Genomic DNA, 18,867 nt, shown 5'->3' with positions numbered 1-18,867 from the left:
TCCCAGCATCATCCGGTCGAGTGGCCGCGCCGTCCCAGCATCATCCGGTCGAGTGGCCGCTCCGTCCCAGCCTCAGCGACCCGTGATGGCGATGTACGTGGCCGCGTTGCCGTTGGGGTGGATCAGCACGGCGGGCCCAAGGCAGCGCGCCGGCACGTTGAGCGTGGCCTTGATCTCGGCGTTGCCCGCAGAGCTGAGCGGCACGGTCCCCGTCGTCGCGGCCTTGACGTTGTTGCAGGCGACGCTCGCCGAGACCGTCACCACAGGTCCGGTGCCCACGCCCGGGATGACGAGGCCGACGATCGAGACCTTGAGGGTGCCGTCGGCCTGGACCTTGGCCTCACCGGAGGTGATCTGCCAGGGCGCGCCACCCGGGTTCGAGCCGAAGAACGGCTTCGGGTCCGTAGGGAGGCTGCCCTGGATCGGCGCCCGAAGAAGGTCGTCGCTCGTCGCGGCGACGGCAGCGGTGGTGGCGAGCACGCTGGCTGCGGCCAGAGCGCCGAGGACGAACGTGGCCGTGCGGGAAGGTCGGTGCATGGGTCTGCTCCTTGTGATGTCTCGTTGCCGCTGATGGTGGTCCAGGGCGCCGGGCGGTCCGTCGGGGCCGCCGGACGTCCCCCACCGAAGACGGCGTCCTGCACCCTGACGGTTCAACCGCCTGTGGGCGTGAAATCGGATCCAGCCGGAGTCGCTAGGGTTGCGCCCATGTGCGGAATCGCCGGACACCTGGGTGTCCCAGCCGACGAGACCCTGCTCGAACGCCTCGTCGCCCAGCACCCGGGGTCGGTGCCGACCCAGCGCTACCAGGGCGACGCGGCGGGACTGGCCGGTCGTCCGGCCGGGCGCCGCGGCAGCGGGCCGCTGCTGGCCACGAGCCGCGGCGGCCGTTTCACGCTGGCCCTCGACGGTGAGCTCTACAACCGGTCCGAGCTGCGCTCCGATCTCGAGACCCTCGGGCACGACCTGCCGACCGGCGCGGACGCGGAGCTCGTGCTCGCAGCGTTCACGGAGTGGGGCCCGGACGGGTTCGACCGTCTCGACGGCGCGTATGCCGTGGCCGTGTGGGACCGCGACACGCATGCGTTCACGCTGGCCCGAGACCCCTTCGGCATCCGCCCGCTCTACGTATGCCGGGTGGCCGGGTCCACGGAGTCCGCTGGGTCCGACGGGTCCGCTGGGTCCGACGGGTCCGCTGGGTCCGACGGGTCAGCGGGGTCCGATGGGACGGCGGGCTGGCTGTTCGCGAGCGAGATCCGCGGCATCCTCGCCAGCGGGCTGTACGAGAAGCGCCCGAACGACCGCGTCATCTACCGCTACCTGAGCCACCGCGTGCACGACGACGGGCCCGAGACCTTCTTCGAGGGGATCGAGCGCGTCGCCGCAGGCGAGGTCGTCACGATCACCGGCCGCGGGATCGACCGCCGGTCGTTGAGCCGGCTCCGCGACGAGCTGGAGGCGGGCCGGGCCCAGCCTCGGGCGTACTCCGCCCCGGTCGCCCAGGAGTTCCGCCGGCATCTCACCGACGCCGTGCGGCGCCGCTCCGGCGCCAGCGGGCGGATCGCGACGGCCCTCTCCGGAGGCCTCGACGCCTCGGCCATCGCCGTTCTCGTCGACGGGCTGGCCCGAGAGAACGGGACGCAGCAGTCAGGACGGTCCGGCGCCTTGGTGCAGGACACGTGGTCGGCCGTATACCCGGAGACCGCTGCTCCCGAGCGCGAGCAGCTCGACGCCGTGCTGGCCACCCTCGGTGACCGGGTCGATGCGCACCGCATCGAGCCGACCGCGTCGGAGTTCAAGGCCGACCTGCACGACTTCGTGCGCACGCAGGAGGAGCCGACCGGCTCGACGGGCCCGTACCTGCAGTACCGCGTCCTGCGCGCCGCCGCCGACCTCGACGGAGTCGTGCTCGACGGCCACGGCGGCGACGAGACGCTGGCCGGGTTCGGCCCGCACCACCTCGTCCGCCTCCGCGAGCTGCGCAACCAGAGCGCGATGCAGGCCGCGACCGAGCTCGGCCGCTCCCTCGACGTGCTCTACCGCAGAGGCCGGCCGGTCATCGGCGCCCGGCTCCGTGGCCGCAAGGACGTGCCGGTCGCCTCGCTGCTGGCCTCGTCGTTCGCCGCGAAGCACGTCGGCGACACCTACGACGTCGAGCGCACCGACCTGCACGCCCGGCTGATGCAGGACATCTTCACCGGTTCCCTGCCGGCCCGGCTGCGATACACCGACAAGAACGCCCGACGGTTCGGGGTGACGGTGCGGCTGCCGTTCGTCGACCGTGAGCTGACCCGGTTCGTGGCCTCGCTCGACGACGAAGCCCTCGTCAAGGACGGCGTCGGCAAGCGCGTGCTGCGCGACGCGATGCGCGGTGTGCTGCCCGATGCGGTGGTCGAGCGCCGCGACAAGGTGGGCGCCACGACTCCTCAGCGAGCCTGGTTCCTGCGCCTGAAGAACCACATCTACGGCGAGTTCCTCAGTGAGTCGTTCGCCAACCGCCCCTACTTCGACCAGACCGCGGTGCTGGAGGCCTTCGAGGGATGGATCAAGGGGACGAACACGATGGACTCCTCGACGATCTGGCGCATCCTCAACGTCGAGCTGTGGCTGCAGGAGTTCTTCGACGAGCGCCAAGACGAGGTTGACGCACCGGTTCACGTCAAGACCGACTACGAGCCGAACGCCCGAAAGCAGCTGGACCTGACGACCACCGACGGCCAGCAGGTGCGCCGTTACCCGCTGCGGACTGACCTCTACGCCCATGAGGACGACCTCGTCGGCAAGACCCTGGGTTACGTCGAAAGGTTCTTCGCCGGGCTGCCGCAGGCCGGCGGCGACCACGCCACCGCGACGACGGGCCGCTGGTACTTCTTCATCTCCGAGAAGATCGTCGCGATCACCCAGGGCCGGTCGTTCTTCATCTGGGACATCAAGGTGGGCAGGCCGGCCAGGATCCTGAGCCGGTATGTCACGCGCACGCCCGCAGGCATCGGCCTGGGCTCGCCCTTCACGATGCAGCTGGCCATCGAGGAGGCCGGCCTGCCGCGCGTGCTCTTCGCGTCCGCCGGCGGCGCGATCGGCAAGCTGGTCGGCCGCCGAGGTCTGTTCTACGACCTCGTGGGCGGTGACATCCGGGCGATCGACGGCCCAACCGAGTACTCCGTGTACCCGGCCAACGTCTCCGCCAAGCTCGGTCCGAAGGACCCTGACCAGGTCGCGGCACGCCTGAGCGCGGCCATCCGCGAACGCGTGCCGGCGGCATACCGGGACACCTTCGGGGGCACCGTCGTCATGGACGCGAACGACATCGGCCGCAACGTGCTCGGCCAGGACGCGCCGGGTCCCAAGGAGCGCTACGAGGCGATGTTCGCCGACAACCCGCTGGGGCAGGGCTCGGAGCAGACGCCGATGGCCGTCGTGTTCGAGCGCGGTCCGGCGGCCGGCTGAGCCGCGCGCCTGGGGTCAGCGACGCTCAGCCGAGGCCGTCGAAGACGTCGCGCCGGATCGGGTCGCCGGGCGCGGCGCCAGGGTCGACGTACCACTCGCGCCCGAACACCAGGTCATAGAGCGGTCGGGGGATGCGCAGGAAGGCCGCGAGCGTGCGGTCGGCGCCACCGTCGGCGCTGGCCTGCGAGGCGTGGGCGTGCATCGAGGCCCGCTTGGCCTTGATGTAGCGGCGCACGCTGATCCGGTGGGTGATCTCGCGGCGTGCCGAGAAGGCCCGGTCGAAGCCCGCCCGGTCGAACTCCGGCGGGAACCGGTAGACCTTCGCGGCGAGGTCGATCGCCTTGGTGATGGTGTCACGCGGGACCGTCGCCTCGAGCAGCCTTGGCGTGCCGGCGATCTCGGCCGCCCGGCGGCCGACGCGGTGGACCTGCTTGTGGTCCGGGTGGCCGTAGCCGCCGTTCGGCTCGTAGCTGAGCAGCACGTCCACCTGCTCCTCCCGCAGGATCGCGGCCAGCCGCCCCGCGGCCTCCTCGACGTCGGCACGCACAAACCGCGTGGCGCCGGGCGGGTCCGGGGCGAGCTCGGGCCCGAGCCCGCTGTCGGCGTAGCCGAGGTGCTCCACCCGCGCGACCCCCAGCGCTTGCGCGCTGGCGCGCAGCTCAGCCATCCGCCGCGTCGCGAGGCCGCCGTCAGCGGCATACTCCTGTGCCGCCAGGCCCAGCGCGCCGTCGGTCGCCACGACGACGACGACGCGATGACCCTCGGCCGCTGCGCGCGCCATCGTGCCCGACGTCAGGAGCGCCTCGTCGTCTGGATGGGCGTGGAAGGCCAGCAGCGTACGTGGGGTCGTGGACATGGTGGATGTTCCGGATCTCGGAGGGTGACGGTGTGACGGATGTGGCACTCCGGCGCGGGACGCCGGCTCCAGGCCCCCATCTTGGCGCATGACAGAGTGTGCCCCGTGAAGGTGGCCCTGCTCTCCGACTGTTACCTGCCCCGCCTGGGCGGCATCGAGGTGCAGACGCACGACCTTGCCCGCGAGCTCCTCGCCCTCGGGCACGAGGTCGAGGCGTTCACGGCGACCCGCGGCCCGGGCGGCGAGATGCACGGCGAGGTCACCGTGGTCGACGGGATCCCCGTGCACCGGCTCGCGGCCCGGATGCCCTGGGAGCTCCCGGTGAACCCGTGGGCGCCGAAGGAGCTGCGCCGCCGCCTCGTCGAGGGTGGCTTCGACGTCGCGCACGTGCAGACGGGCGTGGTTTCGCCCTTCGCGTGGGACTCCACGCGGGTCACGGTGGGGCTCGGGCTGCCGACGGCGATGACGTGGCACTGCATGCTCGCGGGGGTTGCGCCGGTCTTCGACGCGGCGCGTTTCGTGCGCAGGTGGGCCGCGCGTGGGGTGGCCATGTCTGCGGTCTCGGACGTCGCGGCACAGCCGCTTCGGCGTCTCGTCGGAGCGTCCGTCTCGGTCAGCGTGCTGCCCAACGGGATCGACGTGGCGCGCTGGGTCGCGCCGGTGCCGGAGCGGAGCCCGGGGCCGCTGCGTCTCGTCACGGCGACCCGCCTGGCCGCGCGCAAGCGCCCGTCGGCGCTCGTCGAGCTGGTCGAGCAGGCCGCGGCCGTTGCCGGGCCGGGCTCGCTGAGCCTCACCATCCTCGGTGAGGGGCCCGACCGTGGCCGGGTGGAGCGTCTCGTCCGCGAGCACCGGCTCGACTGGGTCTCGCTGCCCGGCCGGGTGTCCCGCGACGAGCTTCGGCGCAGGTATGCCGCCTCCGACGTCTATCTGTCGCCCGCGCGTCTCGAGTCGTTCGGGATCGCGGCCCTCGAGGCGCGCACGGTCGGCCTGCCCGTCATCGGACGGCAGGGCTCGGGGGTCGGCGAGTTCGTCAGCCACGGCGTGAACGGCCTTGTCGTATCGAGCGACTCGGAGATGGCGTCGTCGATCGCGAGGCTCGCTACCGAGCCCGAGGAGGTGGCTCGGATGCGCGCCTGGAACGTCGCCAACCCGCCCCAGCAGGAGTGGTCACAGGTCGCGGGGCTTGCGGTGGCCGAGTACGAACGCGCCCACGAGCTCGCGCGCCGCTGATCCGCGCGGGGGACCGGGGGCGTGGAGGGCTGTCGCTGTCAGGGCGACGTGGACGCTCCACGACCTGACAGCTGCCGGTCGGGGAGCCATCGCTTGAGCACCTGAAGCGTGAGCCAGGCGCTGGCCGCCGCGAACACGGCAAGAGGGATCGCGTCGTGCCCGGCCGTGCCGGTGAGCAGGGCGGCGAAGAGCACCGACGTGAACAGGAACGAGCTCATCGCGGTCATGCCGGCGGCCGTTCCGACGGCGAGCGCGGCCGTCGGCGACATGCCGAACCAGGCGACGGCGAGAGCCGCGACCGCCACGCCGAGGAAGACCGCCGGGAAGATCGGTCCGCCGCGGAAGCCGCAGCCGAGGCAGACCGCGAACGCCAGGCCCTTGGCGACGAGCAGGACGACGAGGACCGCTGCCGAGCCGTCGGTCCCGAGCGCGAGCAGGTCGGGGATCGCGCTCTGCCCCGAGAAGAGCACGTCCTCGCTCGTCGAGCCGAGGCCCTGCGCCAGCAGAGCGAGCAGACCCGTGACCACGGCGCCGCCGACGAGGACCAGTGTCGTGCCCCGGGGCCGCAGCGCGAGCACCACCTCCCCACCTCGGCGGGCGGCACGGACCACCACCGCGGCGACGATCCCGGCGACGACCGCGATGACGACGTCGCCGAGGCTCACGGTCGCGTACGTCGGCAGGTCACCGACGGACATCGAGGCCGACCCCAGGCCAGGCCAGTCGCCGATGCCGAGGAAGACGATGTACCCGGCCGCCGCGGCCACGAAGCCGGGCAGGAGCACCGGCACGAGGCGGGCGCCGAAGCCGAGGCCGGCCTCCATGAGCATGAAGCTGGCGACGATCGGCCCGCCGAAGAGCGCCGAGATGGCCGAGTACGACCCGGCCGTCGAGACCACCTGGCGCTCGCGGGAGCCGAGCCGGGAGATCCGTCCGACCGCGATGCCGGTGGCCGAACCGAGCGCGATGAGCGGCGCCTCCGGGCCAAGCACCGCGCCGAACGCCAGCGTCCCTACGGCCGCAAGGGCGATGCCTGGCACATAGGTCAGCGGCGTCGGCGAGGCGCCGATGCCCTCGAGCGGTTCGTGCCCGCCGTCGCCGGGCAGCAGGCGGCGCACGACGAGCACCAGCAGCGCGCCGACGACAGGCAGGCCGACGACGAGGTACCACGGAGGCCGGCTGAGGCCCATGGCCCTCGGCAGGTCGGTCCACAGCAGGTCCTCGAGCAGGTGGACGAGGGAGAGAAAGGCTGCGCCCACGAGAGCCGCAGGGATGCCGATGAGCAGCCCGAGGAGCACGAGGCGCAGGTACCGCCAGGGATGGACGCGCCGCTCGGCGGCGGCAGGTGCCTCGTCAGCCACACGAGCAGGCTAGTGTCCGCCTGCCTAGGATGTCGGGAATGGTCAGGACCAACGTGCCGGGCGGGATCCGCGTCGTGGGAGTGGACTCCGCGGGGGAGCGCGTCGCCGATCACGTGCTGGCCCACGGGTCCCATCCCGAGCTGATCTTGGCTTCCGGTGGCCTGGCCGCCGAGTCGCCTTTGTCCGCAAGGGTTCTGGACGATGGGTCGCTGGAGCTGGCGTATGCCGTCACGCCCCTTCGCGTCGCACCGTCGCCCGAGAGGGCGGTCCCAAGAGATGCGGACGTCGGTGACGACGAGGTGGGGGAGCCCTACCAGCGTGTCGCGGCATACGCCCTCGTGACGAGCGACCGCGGCGTGCTGCTGACGCAGTTCAACTCGCAGACAGCCGTGCCCGGCTCGTGGGGGCTGCCCGGTGGCGGGCTCGACGAAGGCGAGGACCCGGTCTCCGGGGTCCATCGTGAGGTCTGGGAGGAGACCGGCCAGTGGATCGAGCTCGGCGATCTCGTGACGATCCAGTCGCAGCACTGGGTGGGCCGGGCGCCGTCGGGGACGCTCGAGGACTTCCACGCCGTCCGCATCGTCTACCGCGCCACCTGTCCCGATCCGAGCGAACCGGTGATCCACGACGTCGGAGGCACCACATCGGACTCCCGCTGGTTCGGCCGGGACGAGCTCGCCACGGTGCCGATGACGCGGTCGTGGCGCGGACTGGCAGCCCTCGACGAGCTCACGCACGGCGCTCCGTAGGATGACCGCCATGGACCTCCTGCACAAGATCCTGCTCGCCCTCCACCTGCTCGGCATGGCCGCCGTCGTCGGTGGGTGGATCGCGATCCGGGCCGGTCGCACGGTGACCCCCGTCGTCGTGTGGGGTGCCCGTGCCCAGATCGTCACCGGGCTGCTCCTCGTCGGGCTCGCCGAGTCGAGCTCCACGGACGACTTCGCCGTCAACAACGCCAAGATCGGCGTCAAGCTCGTCCTCGCGCTCGTCGTCGTGGTTGCCGCAGAGATCGGCTCGGCGCGCTCCAAGCGCGGCCAGGACTCCGGCACCTACCTGGACATCGCAGGCCTCGGCGGTGTGGCGGCGACGCTGGTCGCCGCCCTCTGGTGACCCGACCCGGCTGAGGGTGTCGACGAGATGCGTTGGAACGCAGGCGTTCTCGCCGGGCTTCTCATCGGACTGGTCTGGCTCGTTGCGGGCCTGACGCTCGTGCTGGTTGGCCGCCGACGGCGACAGACGTCCCACGCCGACGGCGCCGGCAACATGGCCGTCATCGGGATCTTCCTGCTGGTCGTCGCGGCACTGACATGGTTCGCCACGCTGCTGCTCGCCGTGGTCCCGACGACGCCCTGACGCAGGCTAGCCGGCGGTGAACCTCACCCCGAGGGCCATGACGGGCGGCACGGTGTCCGACGTGAGCCAGTGGGAGAGCCGGCGCACCTGCCCGCTCTGGACGTTCCAGGCCATCAGCCAGGTGCCGTCCGCGCCGGTGTCGGCATAGACCAGGTCGAGGTCGACGGTCCAGCCGAGCACGGGACAGCAGCCGCTCGCCCTCGGCCGCTCTTCACCGAGAACGAGCAGGTGTTGTTGCCCAGTCCCGTCGATGGCGACGATGACCTGCCTCGGGCGCACCGCGTCGATGCCACGGCCGGCCACGCCGTCGATGCTGAAGGCTGACGCGACGTGGGCGGCGCTGGAGACCGTCGGGCCATACGGTCTGGTGCGCGGCCACCCGACGAGCAGCGGCTGCTGGTACGGCACGTGGTCGTCGAGCACGGGCGTGCCGTTGTCCCTGCGGTACTCGACGAGACCGTACGCCTCCGGCTGTCGCGTCGCGTGCCGGTCGTCGGTGCCGCCGATCTGCCACGTCTCCTTCTCCGATCCGGCCATGAGCCACCCCCCGAACCACCAGACCCGGTCGAGGGTCGGCGAGGGCACCGGGATCGACTCGATCGTGCCGGTCGCGGTCCGCAGCACGACGACCCGCCCCGGCTGAGGGAAGGCGATCGCGGTGCGGTCGTTGGAGAAGGCGTGGACGCCGAGGGGCGAGCGCCGCTCCCCGGTCGGGGTGACGACATCGGTCAGCTGGAGGGTGTCGACGTCGAGCTGGTCGCCGGTGCGCCACACGAGCACCGGCTCCCAGCGCCCGGGTGAGAGAGCGCGCAGGTAGACGGCGTCGGCGAACACGCTCGGCACTCCGAAGCCGACCTCGCTGGCCCGGCGCACCCCCTGATCCGGGTCGATCACCTCGGGCAGCCCGGCGTCGAGGCGCGCGACCGAGTGCTCGGTGTCCGCGGGGGGAGCCTCGACGTACGCGCTGCCGTCGCTCGACAGGCGCCACAGCGGCACCTCGGCCGGCAGGGATGTCAGAAGTCGCGACTCGACCGGGGGCGAACCGCTGCGTGACGCGCCCACCGCCGTGGCCGCAGCCAGCACGAGCACCGCGACGGCCACGGCGGCGCCCACTCGGCGGCGCACCTGGGTCTGCCGGGCCCGGGCAGCACGCCACGCTCGGTCAGCGTGGTCGACCTCCCTGACCTCGGCACCGATGGACCAGAGCAGGTGCGACAGTGCGGGGGGCCCTGCGTCCGCCTCCTGTCCCGCTGGTGCTGTCACGACGGCCGCGCGCAGCTCTCGTCGGACAGTGCCGTCGTCCAGCCCGAGGATGTCGGCCGTGTCGGCCTCGCTGCGCTGGTCGACGAGGCGCAGCACGGCAACGGCGCGCTGCCGCGCCGTGAGGCGCCACACCACCGCGTGCGACCCGGGCCTAGCCGGTGCGTGGCGGACCGGCTCCCTGCGAGCTGCGCGGTGCGGCATACGTTCTCGGGCGTGTGCCTCCGCGAGCGCCTCGCGGTAGAGCGCTCGCCGCACGAACGCGCTCGGGTCGTCACGTCGCACGTGGTCCCAGTGCAGGGCGAGCGCGACGAAGGCGCGATGGACGGCGCTCTCGGCAGCGGCCGGGTCACCGCACACGAGGTATGCCGCCCGCGTCAGCGCGAGCTCCCAGGCTCGCACGTAGGTGGCGAAGTCGGCATCGGTCTCGCGCACGGTCCCCTCCTTCTTCAAGGATGGACCTTGTGCGGCCTTCCGGCTCCTGGCGCAGGGCCGCCGATCTGCAGGCTCAGGTCAGCCGCGCTCGAAGACGAGCTCCCCACCGACCCACGTCTGGAGCACCTGCGCGCCGCGGATCTCCTCGGGGTGGGACTCCTGCAGCGCCCAGAGGTCGCGGTCGATGGCCACGAAGTCAGCCAGCTGGCCCGGGACCAGGCGTCCCACGTCGCCGCGCCCGACCGCGTCGTGCGAGCCGACCGTGTGGGCGTGCACGGCCTCGTCGAGTGTGATCCGCTCCTCTGGCCGCCACCCGCCGATGGGGTGGCCGTCTGCGCGCTGCCGGGTGACCGCGGCGTGCAGGCCGTAGAAGGGGTTCGGGTCCTCGACGGGCGCGTCGGAGCCGAACGCCAGGCGCACGCCGGCATCGAGGAAGCTGCGCCACGCGTAGGACGCCAGCCGCCGCGGGCCGATGATCGCGTCCGCGAGCTCGAGGTCGGCCGTGCAGTGGCTGGGCTGCATCGACGCGATGACGTCGAGCGAGCGGAAGCGGGGGATGTCGACCGGCAGGACGTGCTGGGCGTGCTCGATGCGGAGCGGGCCGGTGTGTCCCTCGGCGCGCACCGCCTGGAAGGCGTTGAGCACCAAGCGGTTCGCCTCGTCGCCGATGGCGTGGGTGCAGACGTCGAGCCCGGCCCTGACGGCCATGAGGGTGCGCTCGAGCAGCACCTCGTAGGGCATCGCGGCGATGCCGCAGCCCTCGTGCCCGATGAAGGGCTCGGTCATGTGGGCCGTATGCGAGCCGAGCGCGCCGTCGCTGAAGAACTTGACCGGACCGACCCGCAGCAGGTCATCGCCCTCCCCGGAGCGGCGACCTTCGGCGATGGCCAGCTCGAGGTCGGGATCACGCGTGCATTTGTTCACGCGGATGCGCAGCGCGCCGTCCTCGTGAATGGCGGCGTACGCAGCCCGGACGTCCTCGCCGTCGATGTCCGTGATGCTGGTGAGACCGACCGACAGCAGCCGGTTCTGGTTCTGCTCGAGCCATGGACGCAGCGGGCTCAGCACCTGCGGGATCACGTCGAGCAGCTCTTGGGCGGACTCCCGCAGGATCCCGGTGGGCTCTCCCTCGGCGTCGCGGACGATCTCGCCGCCGACCGGGTCGGGTGTGTCCCTCGTGATGCCCGCTCGTTGCAGCGCAAGGGAGTTGGCCCAGACCGTGTGCCCGTCGACACTCGACAGGGCAGCGATGCGTCCATCGCTGACGGTGTCGAGCGAGTGACGGTCGGGCTGCCCAGGCACGTCCCAGCGGTTGTGGTTCCACCGCCCGCTGTGCAGCCACTCGCCCTCGGGGAGGGTTGCCGCGTGGGCCCTGACGAGGGCGAGCGTCTCGTCGAGCGAGTGTGCCTGCCGCAGGTCGACGGCCGACAGGTCTCGCGCGACCCACTCGGTGTGGATGTGTGCGTCGTGGAGCCCGGGCATGACGACCTCGCCGGGCAGGTCGACGACCGTCCCGCCCGCCTCGACGGCGTCAGCACCGATCGCGACGACGCGCCCATCCTCGACAAGGACTGCGTCCGTCCATGGCTCGGTCGGCGAGCCGGTCCGGATTCGCTGGTGCCGCAGCAGGGTCCGGCTCATGCGTTCGGCACCAGGATCAGCTTGCCGGTGGTCTTGCGACCCTCGAGCGCCTCGTACGCCTGCGCCGCGTCGGCGAAGGCGTAACGGCCACCGATCTCCAGCTTGAGAGACCCGTCGGCGATGGCGCCGAGCACCTCGCGGGCGCGCCACTCGAACTCGGTGCGGTCGGACATGTAGTGCCCGAGCGTCGGCCGGGTGAGGAACAGCGAGCCGCCGGAGTTCAGCCGCTGGATGTCGAACGGCGGCACCTGTCCGCTCGCCCCGCCGAAGAGGACCATCATGCCGCGGGGGCGCAGCGACGCGAGGGACGCGTCGAAGGTCGACTTGCCCACGCCGTCATAGACGACGTCGACACCTCGCCCAGCCGCGGCCCGGACGTCGCTCGCCAGGTCGTCGACCTCGGCGTAGTTGATGAGGTGCTGGGCGCCGAGATCACCTGCGATCCGGCACTTCTCGTCGGTGCCGGCAGTCGCCACCACCGTGGCTCCCTTGGCCGTGATCAGCTGCACCAGGAGCTGCCCGACCCCGCCCGCCGCGGCGTGGACCAGTGCCACGTCACCCGGCCTGACGGCATACGTGCTGTTGACGAGGTAGTGGGCCGTGAGGCCCTGGAGCATCGCGGCGGCGGCGACCTCGAGGTCGAGACCGTCGGGCACGGGGACTACCGCGGAGGCGGGCTTGTTGACGACGGTCGACTCGCTGCCGGACGACAGGCACCAGGCGACGCGGTCGCCGACAGCGACGCCGGACACTCCCGGACCAGTCGCCGTCACCGTGCCGGCGCCCTCTTCGCCGAGCACGAACGGGGTCGGGACCCGATAGACGCCCTGGCGCTTGTAGACGTCGATGAAGTTGACGCCGCTCGCGGCGACCTCGATCTGCACCTCCCCGTCACCCGGGTCCGGCACGTCGTGGCTGCGCAGCTTGAGCACACTCCGGTCACCGGGCGCGGTGACCACGACACTGGTCGCTTGGGTCATGCCGTCACCCTACGACCGGCGACGGCGGCCTGTGGCGCGACCTGTTGGGCGACCTGTGGCGCGACCTGTGGCGCGACCCGTGGAGCGACCGGGCAGGCGTCCTTCCCGTCAGCGCCCGGCGACTGTGGCGAGGGCGGCGCCGTCGAGGCGGAACGTCTTCCACTCCCGGAGCTCGTGGGCGCCTTGCGCGCGGTAGAACTCGATCGAGGGCGTGTTCCAGTCGAGCACTGCCCACTCGAGCCGGGTCCACCCTCGCTCGACGCAGATCTGCGCCAGTCGCGCGAGCAGGGCCCTGCCCAGCCCGTGGCCGCGCTGCTCGGGCTCGACAAACAGGTCCTCGAGCCAGATCCCCGCCCGTCCGGTCCACGTCGAGAAGCTCCGGAACCAGAGGGCCATGCCGACTGCGGTGCCGTCGCGCTCGGCGACGAGGGCGTATGCCGTCGGGTCGCCCGACGAGGGGAACAGCGCCTCCCGGAAGAGCTCGGGTGTCGCCGTCGCCGAGTCGGGCTCCTTCTCGTAGGTGGCCAGCTCACGGACGAGCCTGATCAGGTCGGGGACGTCGCCCTCGGTGGCGTCGCGGATCACGAAGTCGGTCACGGCGACATCCTGCCCCTTGTGGATGAGCGCGGTTCGTCCATCTCGCCGGGCAAGGGCTGTGGGTCGCAGTCCAGGAGTGTTGGCGGTCCGACGTAGGCTGGTGGTCATCATGAGCACCCTCTTCGACGACCTTCCCATCCCCGGACTCGAGCCCGGCGAGGGCGCCGGTTCCCGCAAGTCCGGGCGCGCGGGCGCGGTCACCGACAAGGGCGTCCCGACCTGGGCAGAGGCCGCTGCGCAGGCAGGCATCCAGACGCCGCAGGAGGCGGCGACCGACCTCGACCCGGCGGCGCTGCTCACGGGGCTCAACCCCGAGCAGCGCGAGGCCGTGGTCCACGAGGGAAGCCCGCTGCTCATCGTCGCGGGGGCCGGGTCGGGCAAGACTCGGGTGCTCACCCACCGCATCGCGTGGCTGCTCGGTGACCGCGGCGTGCAGCCGGGGCAGGTCCTGGCCATCACCTTCACCAACAAGGCCGCCGCCGAGATGCGCGAGCGGGTCGAGGCCCTCGTCGGGCCACGGGCCCGAGCCATGTGGGTGATGACGTTCCACTCCGCCTGTGTGCGCATCCTGCGCCGCGAGGCGGCCAAGGTCGGCATGAAGTCGACCTTCTCCATCTATGACGCCGCCGACAGCCAGCGGCTCATGGCGCTGGTCCTGCGAGACCTCGACCTCGACCCGAAGCGGTACCAGCCGCGCAGCTTCACCGCGCAGGTCAGCAACCTCAAGAACGACCTGGTCGACGACGAGACCTACGCGTCCAGGGTCAGCGAGGGCAACCACTACGAGCGCACCGTCTCGCAGGCCTACACGCAGTACCAACGCCGGCTCCGTCAGGCCAACGCCCTCGACTTCGACGACATCATCATGATGACCGTCCACATGCTCCAGGCCTTTCCCGACGTCGCGGAGTACTACCGGCGGCGGTTCCGGCACGTCCTCGTCGACGAGTACCAGGACACCAACCAGGCGCAGTACCAGCTGATCAAGGAGCTGGTCGGCGAGGTCAGGGGCCCCGAGGGCTCCTACGCCGTCCCGCCGGCGGAGCTGTGCGTCGTCGGCGACTCGGACCAGTCGATCTATGCCTTCCGTGGCGCGACCATCCGCAACATCCTCGAGTTCGAGCAGGACTACCCCGACGCGAAGACGATCCTGCTCGAGCAGAACTACCGCTCCACGTCACGGATCCTGCGCGCCGCCAACGCGGTCATCGCCCGCAACGAGGACCGTCGCCCGAAGAACCTCTGGACCGACTCCGGCGACGGTCCGCTCATCGTCGGCTACGTCGCCGACAACGAGCACGACGAGGCGGCCTTCGTGGCCAAGCAGATCGACGACCTCGCGGCGGAAGGTCTCGCCCGCCCGGGCGACGTCGCCGTGTTCTACCGCACCAACGCGCAGAGCCGGGCCATCGAGGAGGTCCTCGTCCGGGTCGGCCTGCCCTACAAGGTCGTCGGCGGCACCCGCTTCTACGAGCGCCGGGAGATCAAGGACGCACTGGCCTACCTGCGAGTGATCTCCAACCCGACCGACACGGTCAACCTGCGCCGCATCCTCAACGTGCCCAAGCGCGGCATCGGCGACCGGGCCGAGGCGTGCGTCGCGGCCCTCGCCGAGCGCGAGCGCATCCCGTTCGTCGCCGCCCTGGGGCAGGCGCAGGACGCCCCGGGTATCGCGACGCGGTCGGTCGCCGCGATCCAGTCCTTCACCGACATGCTCGAGCGGCTGCGCATCGTCCGGGAGGGCGGTGGGGGCATCGCGACCCTCCTGGAAGCCGTGCTGGAGCAGAGCGGGTACCTCGCCGAGCTGCGCGCGAGCCACGACCCGCAGGACGAGACCCGCATCGAGAACCTCGCCGAGCTCGTCGCCGTCGCGCAGGAGTTCGACGAGCGCAAAGCCCGTGACGCCGACGACCTCGCCGCAGGCATCGTGCCCGCTCCGGACGGCACCGAGCCCGAGGACGTCGCCCCCGCAACGGATCTCGAGGAGTTCCTCGAGCAGGTCTCCCTCGTGGCCGATGCCGACGAGGTGCCGGACGAGCCCGACGCGCAGGCCCAGGGCGTCGTCACCCTCATGACGCTGCACACAGCCAAGGGGCTGGAGTTCCCGGTCGTGTTCCTCACCGGGATGGAGGACGGCACGTTCCCGCACCTGCGAGCGCTGGCAGACCCGAAGGAGCTCGAGGAGGAGCGGCGCCTCGCCTACGTCGGCATCACGCGCGCCCGCGAGCGGCTCTACCTCTCACGCGCCGCGGTGCGCTCGGCCTGGGGTGCGCCGCAGTACAACCCGCCGTCGCGCTTCCTCGACGAGATCCCGGGCGACCTGCTCGACTGGCAGCGGCTCGGGCCCTCGTTCTCGGGTGCCCGTGGCTCCGCGCAGCCGGCCGTTGCGATCCTCGCGGCACGCCCAGGGGTCCGCAGCCCGGGCAAGCGCCCGGTCATCTCGCTCCAGTCGGGCGACCGCGTGAGCCACGACGCCTTCGGCCTCGGCACCGTCGTGCGGGTCGAGGGCGAGGGCGACAAGTCGATGGCTCACGTCGACTTCGGCGACGAGACCGGCACGAAGCGCCTGCTGCTGCGCTACGCCCCTCTCGTCAAGCTCTGACCGCACGTTCCTGACCCACCTGCGCCACAGGGCGGCATACCTCCCGGGCCCGCACGGGCGCCGCGGCCCCCAAGTGGAGGGGTATGCCGGCCCCTGACCACCCACCTGGGCGCCGCGGCCCTCAAGTGGTGGCGCGGGCGCGCGCGACGGGCGGGATCGCACGGAAGCGGCCCGAGAACGACGAAGCCCGCCCCCAGGTCGGGGGCGGGCTCGCGAAGTCTGCTGTCAGGTCAGAGGATGACGCCTCGGTTGGCGAGCCACGGACGGGGCGGGACCGCCGAGCCGTCGTCGGGGTGGATCTCGAGGTGTACGTGTGGGCCGGTCGAGTTGCCGGTGCTGCCGCTGTAGGCCACCCGCTCGCCCGGGGAGACCGCTTCGCCGACCGAGACGAGGAGGCGGCTGTTGTGCGCCATCCACGAGACCGTGCCGTCCCAGTAGCGGATCTTGACCATGTAGCCGTAGCCCTCGGTGGACCATCCGGCGAAGATGACGGTGCCGCTGGACAGGGCCCGCACCGTGCTGCCGGTGGGGCAGGCGAGGTCCTGGGCCGGGTGCAGCTTGCCCCAGCGCCAGCCGAAGCCGGAGGTCAGGGTGTAGTTGGCGACCGGGGCGACCCAGCGGTGCGCCTTGGCGATGGCGCGCGCCTTGGCGGCTGCCTTGGCCTTGGCCGCCGCGGCCGCCTTCGCCTTGTCCGAGGCGGCCCTGGCTGCGGCCGCCTCTTCGGCGGCGTTCTGAGCCTCGGCCGCTGCGTCCTGACCAGTGCTCGTCGCGTCGGCGATGAGCGTCGTCGCCTCACGCGCCATGTCACGGGACGAGCGGGCGCCGGCCCGGTTGGACGCCGCGGCGGCCACCGCTTCGGGGTCCGCCGCAAGTCCCAGCCCGGCGACCGTGTTCGACACGTTCTTCATCGCTGCAGCCTCGGGGCTGAGCGCACTCGCGCCGGAACCACGGATCACGAGGCCGCCTGCGACAGTGGAAGAGAGCAGAGCAACGGGGACGACAATGTGTCGACCCCGCGTTGGCTTCATGGCCGGCCTGTGGCGACCTACGTAACTACCTCTGGGCACGAAACAAACACCTAACGGTTCCAGTCAGCGAGGGCCCAAGGGTAACGTGACCGTTTCGTTACTCAAAAATCTGCCACGAATCCCAGAGCCCCGACGTCGCGGGAGGGGTTCGCGACTGCGCCTGACACTAGGGCATCCAGAGTCGGTGCAACAAGGTTGTGCACCGAGGTTTTGGTGGCGATTCGAGATGGTCGAGACCGTTTCACACGGAACGGCCGACACGCCCCTTCGGTGCACCGCCTTCAGGCGGTGTCGTGCTATTGCGTCGGGTGCGCAGCGTGCTGACACCCGGGGTCACCGTCGCCCCGCTCGTGTCGAGATGGGCCAGCGCAGTGGAGATGCCGTGGACGACGCTGCTCGTGATCGGCAAGCTCATGTGCCCCACGCCGTGGAGCGCGATGTTGTGGACGTTGAGGTCGTCGTGGTGCAGGGCGGCGTTCCGCGGCGGGAGGACGACCTGGTCGAGGTCGGACCAGTAGACGATGAAGCGGGTCTGACAGTCCTTGACCGGCTGCGCGAGCTCGTCGTAGAGGGCGCTGCCCGGGCGTAGCTGACGGGTCAGGCCGTTGTCCCAGACGTACGCGAGGTAGCTGCCCTGGTGCGGCGTGCCGAGAGTCACGAGCGTATGCACGTGAGAGTCCCCGCCGAGGCGGGTCACGTAGTAGCGCGCGATGAGTCCGCCCATGGAGTGGCCGATCACGTGGATCCGCTCGTAGCCGGTCTCCTCGACGATCCGCTCCACCTCGGCGCCGAGCCGGGCGGCAGCGGCCCGGATGTCGTCGGTGAAGATCGAGTAGTTGATCGTGTCGATGCGGCCGAACCCGCGGCGCACGAGGCCGCGGCGCAGCACGGTGAAGATCGAGCGGTTGTCGACCATGCCGTGCACGAGCAGGATCGGGGTCTCCGCCACCTCGACGTTGCGCACCGCGAGACCCCGTCGGCCGGGCGGGAGATGGCCGAGCCGGTACCCCTGCCTGCGGTCGCTCGTGCCGACATCGAGCAGGCCGAGGGGATACAGGCCCAGGTGCAGACCGATCCACGTCGCCTCGACTGCCGCCCCCGCGAGGCCGGTCGGTGTGAGCAGCGCGCTGGCGACCTCACCGACGGTGGCGAGCAGCCCCTGCGGCGGACTCGGCTCACTCGCCTCGGTCACGCTCGGGCGCGGCGTCCGCGCCGCGCGTGCTGCCCCTGCCATCCTTCGACGTTACCCCGAGTAGTGGGCGATGGGTCACTATTGGGCGCTGCACCGGCACACCGCTGGCTAGAGTTCCGGGCATGAGCGAGACCCCGGGATCAGTAGGCGCAGTTGCGGGAGACGTCATCCGCGTCGTGGTGGCCAAGCCGGGCCTCGACGGTCACGACCGGGGTGCCAAGGTCGTCGCCCGAGCTCTGCGCGATGCCGGCATGGAGGTCATCTACACCGGGCTGCACCAGACACCGGAGCAGATCGTCGAGGCCGCGATCCAGGAGGACGCCGACGTCGTCGGTCTGTCCGTGCTCTCCGGCGCGCACATGACGCTGTTCGCCCGGGTCGTCGAGCTGCTCGGCCAGCGCGACGCGAGCGACATCATCGTCTTCGGCGGCGGCATCATCCCCGACGACGACATTCCCGAGCTCGAGGCGCTCGGTGTGGCAAAGGTCTTCACTCCGGGTGCGACGACGACCGAGATCGTCGAGTGGGTGCGCGACAACGTCCACCCCGCCTGACCGCTGCGCGGCTGGACGATCCGCGCGGTATGCCGGCCGCTCTCACCACCCCCCGTCGAGTGGCCTCCCAGCCCCACCTGTTACAACAAAGTCCGAGTCGAGTGGCCACGCCGTCCCACCCGTTCCGTGACTGGTGGGGCCTGGGTGACGGAGCGGCCACTCGAGGTGGGGCCTGGGTGACGGAGCGGCCACTCGAGGTGGGGCCTGGGTGACGGAGTGGCCACTCGAGGGAGAGGGCGTGTGGGATGGGGCGGCCACTCGAGTGGGGGAAGGGACCCTCGGTGTGTGATCTTCGTCCGGTCGGGCCGCCCGATGCGGTCGCGGCTGGTCC

Annotated in this window: 16 protein-coding genes; 7 read left to right on the top strand and 9 right to left on the bottom strand. The window is 71.5% G+C overall.

Annotated elements, in window-relative coordinates:
* Window positions 1-72: 72 nt before the first annotated feature.
* On the bottom strand, window positions 73-537 hold the full coding sequence (locus tag ACYVLP_RS16940) for a hypothetical protein (protein WP_460628514.1): 465 nt from the start codon (window positions 535-537) through the stop codon (window positions 73-75).
* A 168-nt stretch (window positions 538-705) separates the two neighbouring features.
* On the opposite strand from ACYVLP_RS16940, the gene ACYVLP_RS16935 reads away from it, so the two are divergent.
* Window positions 706-3,444, top strand: coding sequence for an asparagine synthase-related protein (locus ACYVLP_RS16935; protein ID WP_460628513.1), 2,739 nt, complete (start codon window positions 706-708; stop codon window positions 3,442-3,444).
* A gap of 25 nt (window positions 3,445-3,469) precedes the next feature.
* On the opposite strand, the gene ACYVLP_RS16930 is transcribed toward ACYVLP_RS16935, so the two are convergent.
* Complete coding sequence (locus ACYVLP_RS16930) at window positions 3,470-4,300, bottom strand: PIG-L deacetylase family protein (protein ID WP_460628512.1); 831 nt, start codon at window positions 4,298-4,300, stop codon at window positions 3,470-3,472.
* 105 nt (window positions 4,301-4,405) lie between these two features.
* Here ACYVLP_RS16930 and ACYVLP_RS16925 point away from each other — a divergent pair, with 105 nt between their 5' ends.
* Entirely contained in the window at window positions 4,406-5,530 is a 1,125-nt protein-coding gene (locus ACYVLP_RS16925) for a glycosyltransferase family 4 protein (RefSeq protein WP_460628511.1), read from the top strand.
* A 38-nt stretch (window positions 5,531-5,568) separates the two neighbouring features.
* Here the strand turns inward: ACYVLP_RS16925 and ACYVLP_RS16920 are convergent, their stop codons facing one another.
* On the bottom strand, window positions 5,569-6,891 hold the full coding sequence (locus tag ACYVLP_RS16920; RefSeq protein ID WP_460628510.1) for a chloride channel protein: 1,323 nt from the start codon (window positions 6,889-6,891) through the stop codon (window positions 5,569-5,571).
* Between the two features lie 38 nt (window positions 6,892-6,929).
* Between ACYVLP_RS16920 and ACYVLP_RS16915 the strand changes: the two genes are divergently transcribed.
* From ACYVLP_RS16915 to ACYVLP_RS16905, 3 genes are read left to right on the top strand one after another with little or no spacing between them, the layout of a single operon-like run.
* Window positions 6,930-7,640, top strand: a complete 711-nt coding sequence (locus ACYVLP_RS16915) for an NUDIX hydrolase (RefSeq protein WP_460628509.1) — start codon at window positions 6,930-6,932, stop codon at window positions 7,638-7,640.
* 10 nt (window positions 7,641-7,650) lie between these two features.
* Complete coding sequence (locus ACYVLP_RS16910; RefSeq protein ID WP_452271700.1) at window positions 7,651-8,004, top strand: hypothetical protein; 354 nt, start codon at window positions 7,651-7,653, stop codon at window positions 8,002-8,004.
* A gap of 27 nt (window positions 8,005-8,031) precedes the next feature.
* On the top strand, window positions 8,032-8,247 hold the full coding sequence (locus tag ACYVLP_RS16905; RefSeq protein WP_452271701.1) for a hypothetical protein: 216 nt from the start codon (window positions 8,032-8,034) through the stop codon (window positions 8,245-8,247).
* A gap of 6 nt (window positions 8,248-8,253) precedes the next feature.
* Here the strand turns inward: ACYVLP_RS16905 and ACYVLP_RS16900 are convergent, their stop codons facing one another.
* The 4 genes from ACYVLP_RS16900 to ACYVLP_RS16885 form a co-directional block, all read right to left on the bottom strand.
* Window positions 8,254-9,942 (bottom strand): SigE family RNA polymerase sigma factor, encoded by a 1,689-nt coding sequence (locus tag ACYVLP_RS16900; protein ID WP_460628508.1) that lies wholly within the window; start codon window positions 9,940-9,942, stop codon window positions 8,254-8,256.
* Window positions 9,943-10,020: 78 nt separating this feature from the next.
* A complete protein-coding gene (locus ACYVLP_RS16895; protein ID WP_460628507.1) occupies window positions 10,021-11,583 on the bottom strand; it encodes an amidohydrolase in 1,563 nt (520 codons plus the stop codon).
* Window positions 11,580-12,563 (bottom strand): quinone oxidoreductase family protein, encoded by a 984-nt coding sequence (locus ACYVLP_RS16890; RefSeq protein WP_460628506.1) that lies wholly within the window; start codon window positions 12,561-12,563, stop codon window positions 11,580-11,582. The genes ACYVLP_RS16895 and ACYVLP_RS16890 overlap by 4 nt, the downstream gene beginning before the upstream one ends.
* A gap of 108 nt (window positions 12,564-12,671) precedes the next feature.
* Entirely contained in the window at window positions 12,672-13,160 is a 489-nt protein-coding gene (locus ACYVLP_RS16885) for a GNAT family N-acetyltransferase (RefSeq protein ID WP_460628505.1), read from the bottom strand.
* Window positions 13,161-13,269: 109 nt separating this feature from the next.
* Here ACYVLP_RS16885 and pcrA point away from each other — a divergent pair, with 109 nt between their 5' ends.
* Window positions 13,270-15,762: a DNA helicase PcrA gene (pcrA, locus tag ACYVLP_RS16880; RefSeq protein WP_460628504.1), complete on the top strand. Its 2,493-nt coding sequence runs from the start codon at window positions 13,270-13,272 to the stop codon at window positions 15,760-15,762.
* Window positions 15,763-15,992: 230 nt separating this feature from the next.
* Here pcrA and ACYVLP_RS16875 read toward each other — a convergent pair whose 3' ends face one another.
* Window positions 15,993-16,670 carry a M23 family metallopeptidase gene (locus ACYVLP_RS16875; protein ID WP_460628503.1) on the bottom strand — a complete coding sequence of 226 codons (678 nt, stop codon included), beginning with the start codon at window positions 16,668-16,670 and terminating at the stop codon, window positions 15,993-15,995.
* Between the two features lie 361 nt (window positions 16,671-17,031).
* Window positions 17,032-18,024 carry an esterase/lipase family protein gene (locus ACYVLP_RS16870; RefSeq protein WP_460628502.1) on the bottom strand — a complete coding sequence of 331 codons (993 nt, stop codon included), beginning with the start codon at window positions 18,022-18,024 and terminating at the stop codon, window positions 17,032-17,034.
* 80 nt (window positions 18,025-18,104) lie between these two features.
* Here ACYVLP_RS16870 and ACYVLP_RS16865 point away from each other — a divergent pair, with 80 nt between their 5' ends.
* On the top strand, window positions 18,105-18,536 hold the full coding sequence (locus ACYVLP_RS16865; RefSeq protein WP_460628501.1) for a cobalamin B12-binding domain-containing protein: 432 nt from the start codon (window positions 18,105-18,107) through the stop codon (window positions 18,534-18,536).
* Window positions 18,537-18,867: the final 331 nt, after the last annotated feature.

Source organism: Intrasporangium mesophilum, from assembly GCF_054783095.1.
Note: the sequence above shows the minus strand (reverse complement) of the source record. Positions and strands in the feature narration are given on the sequence as shown.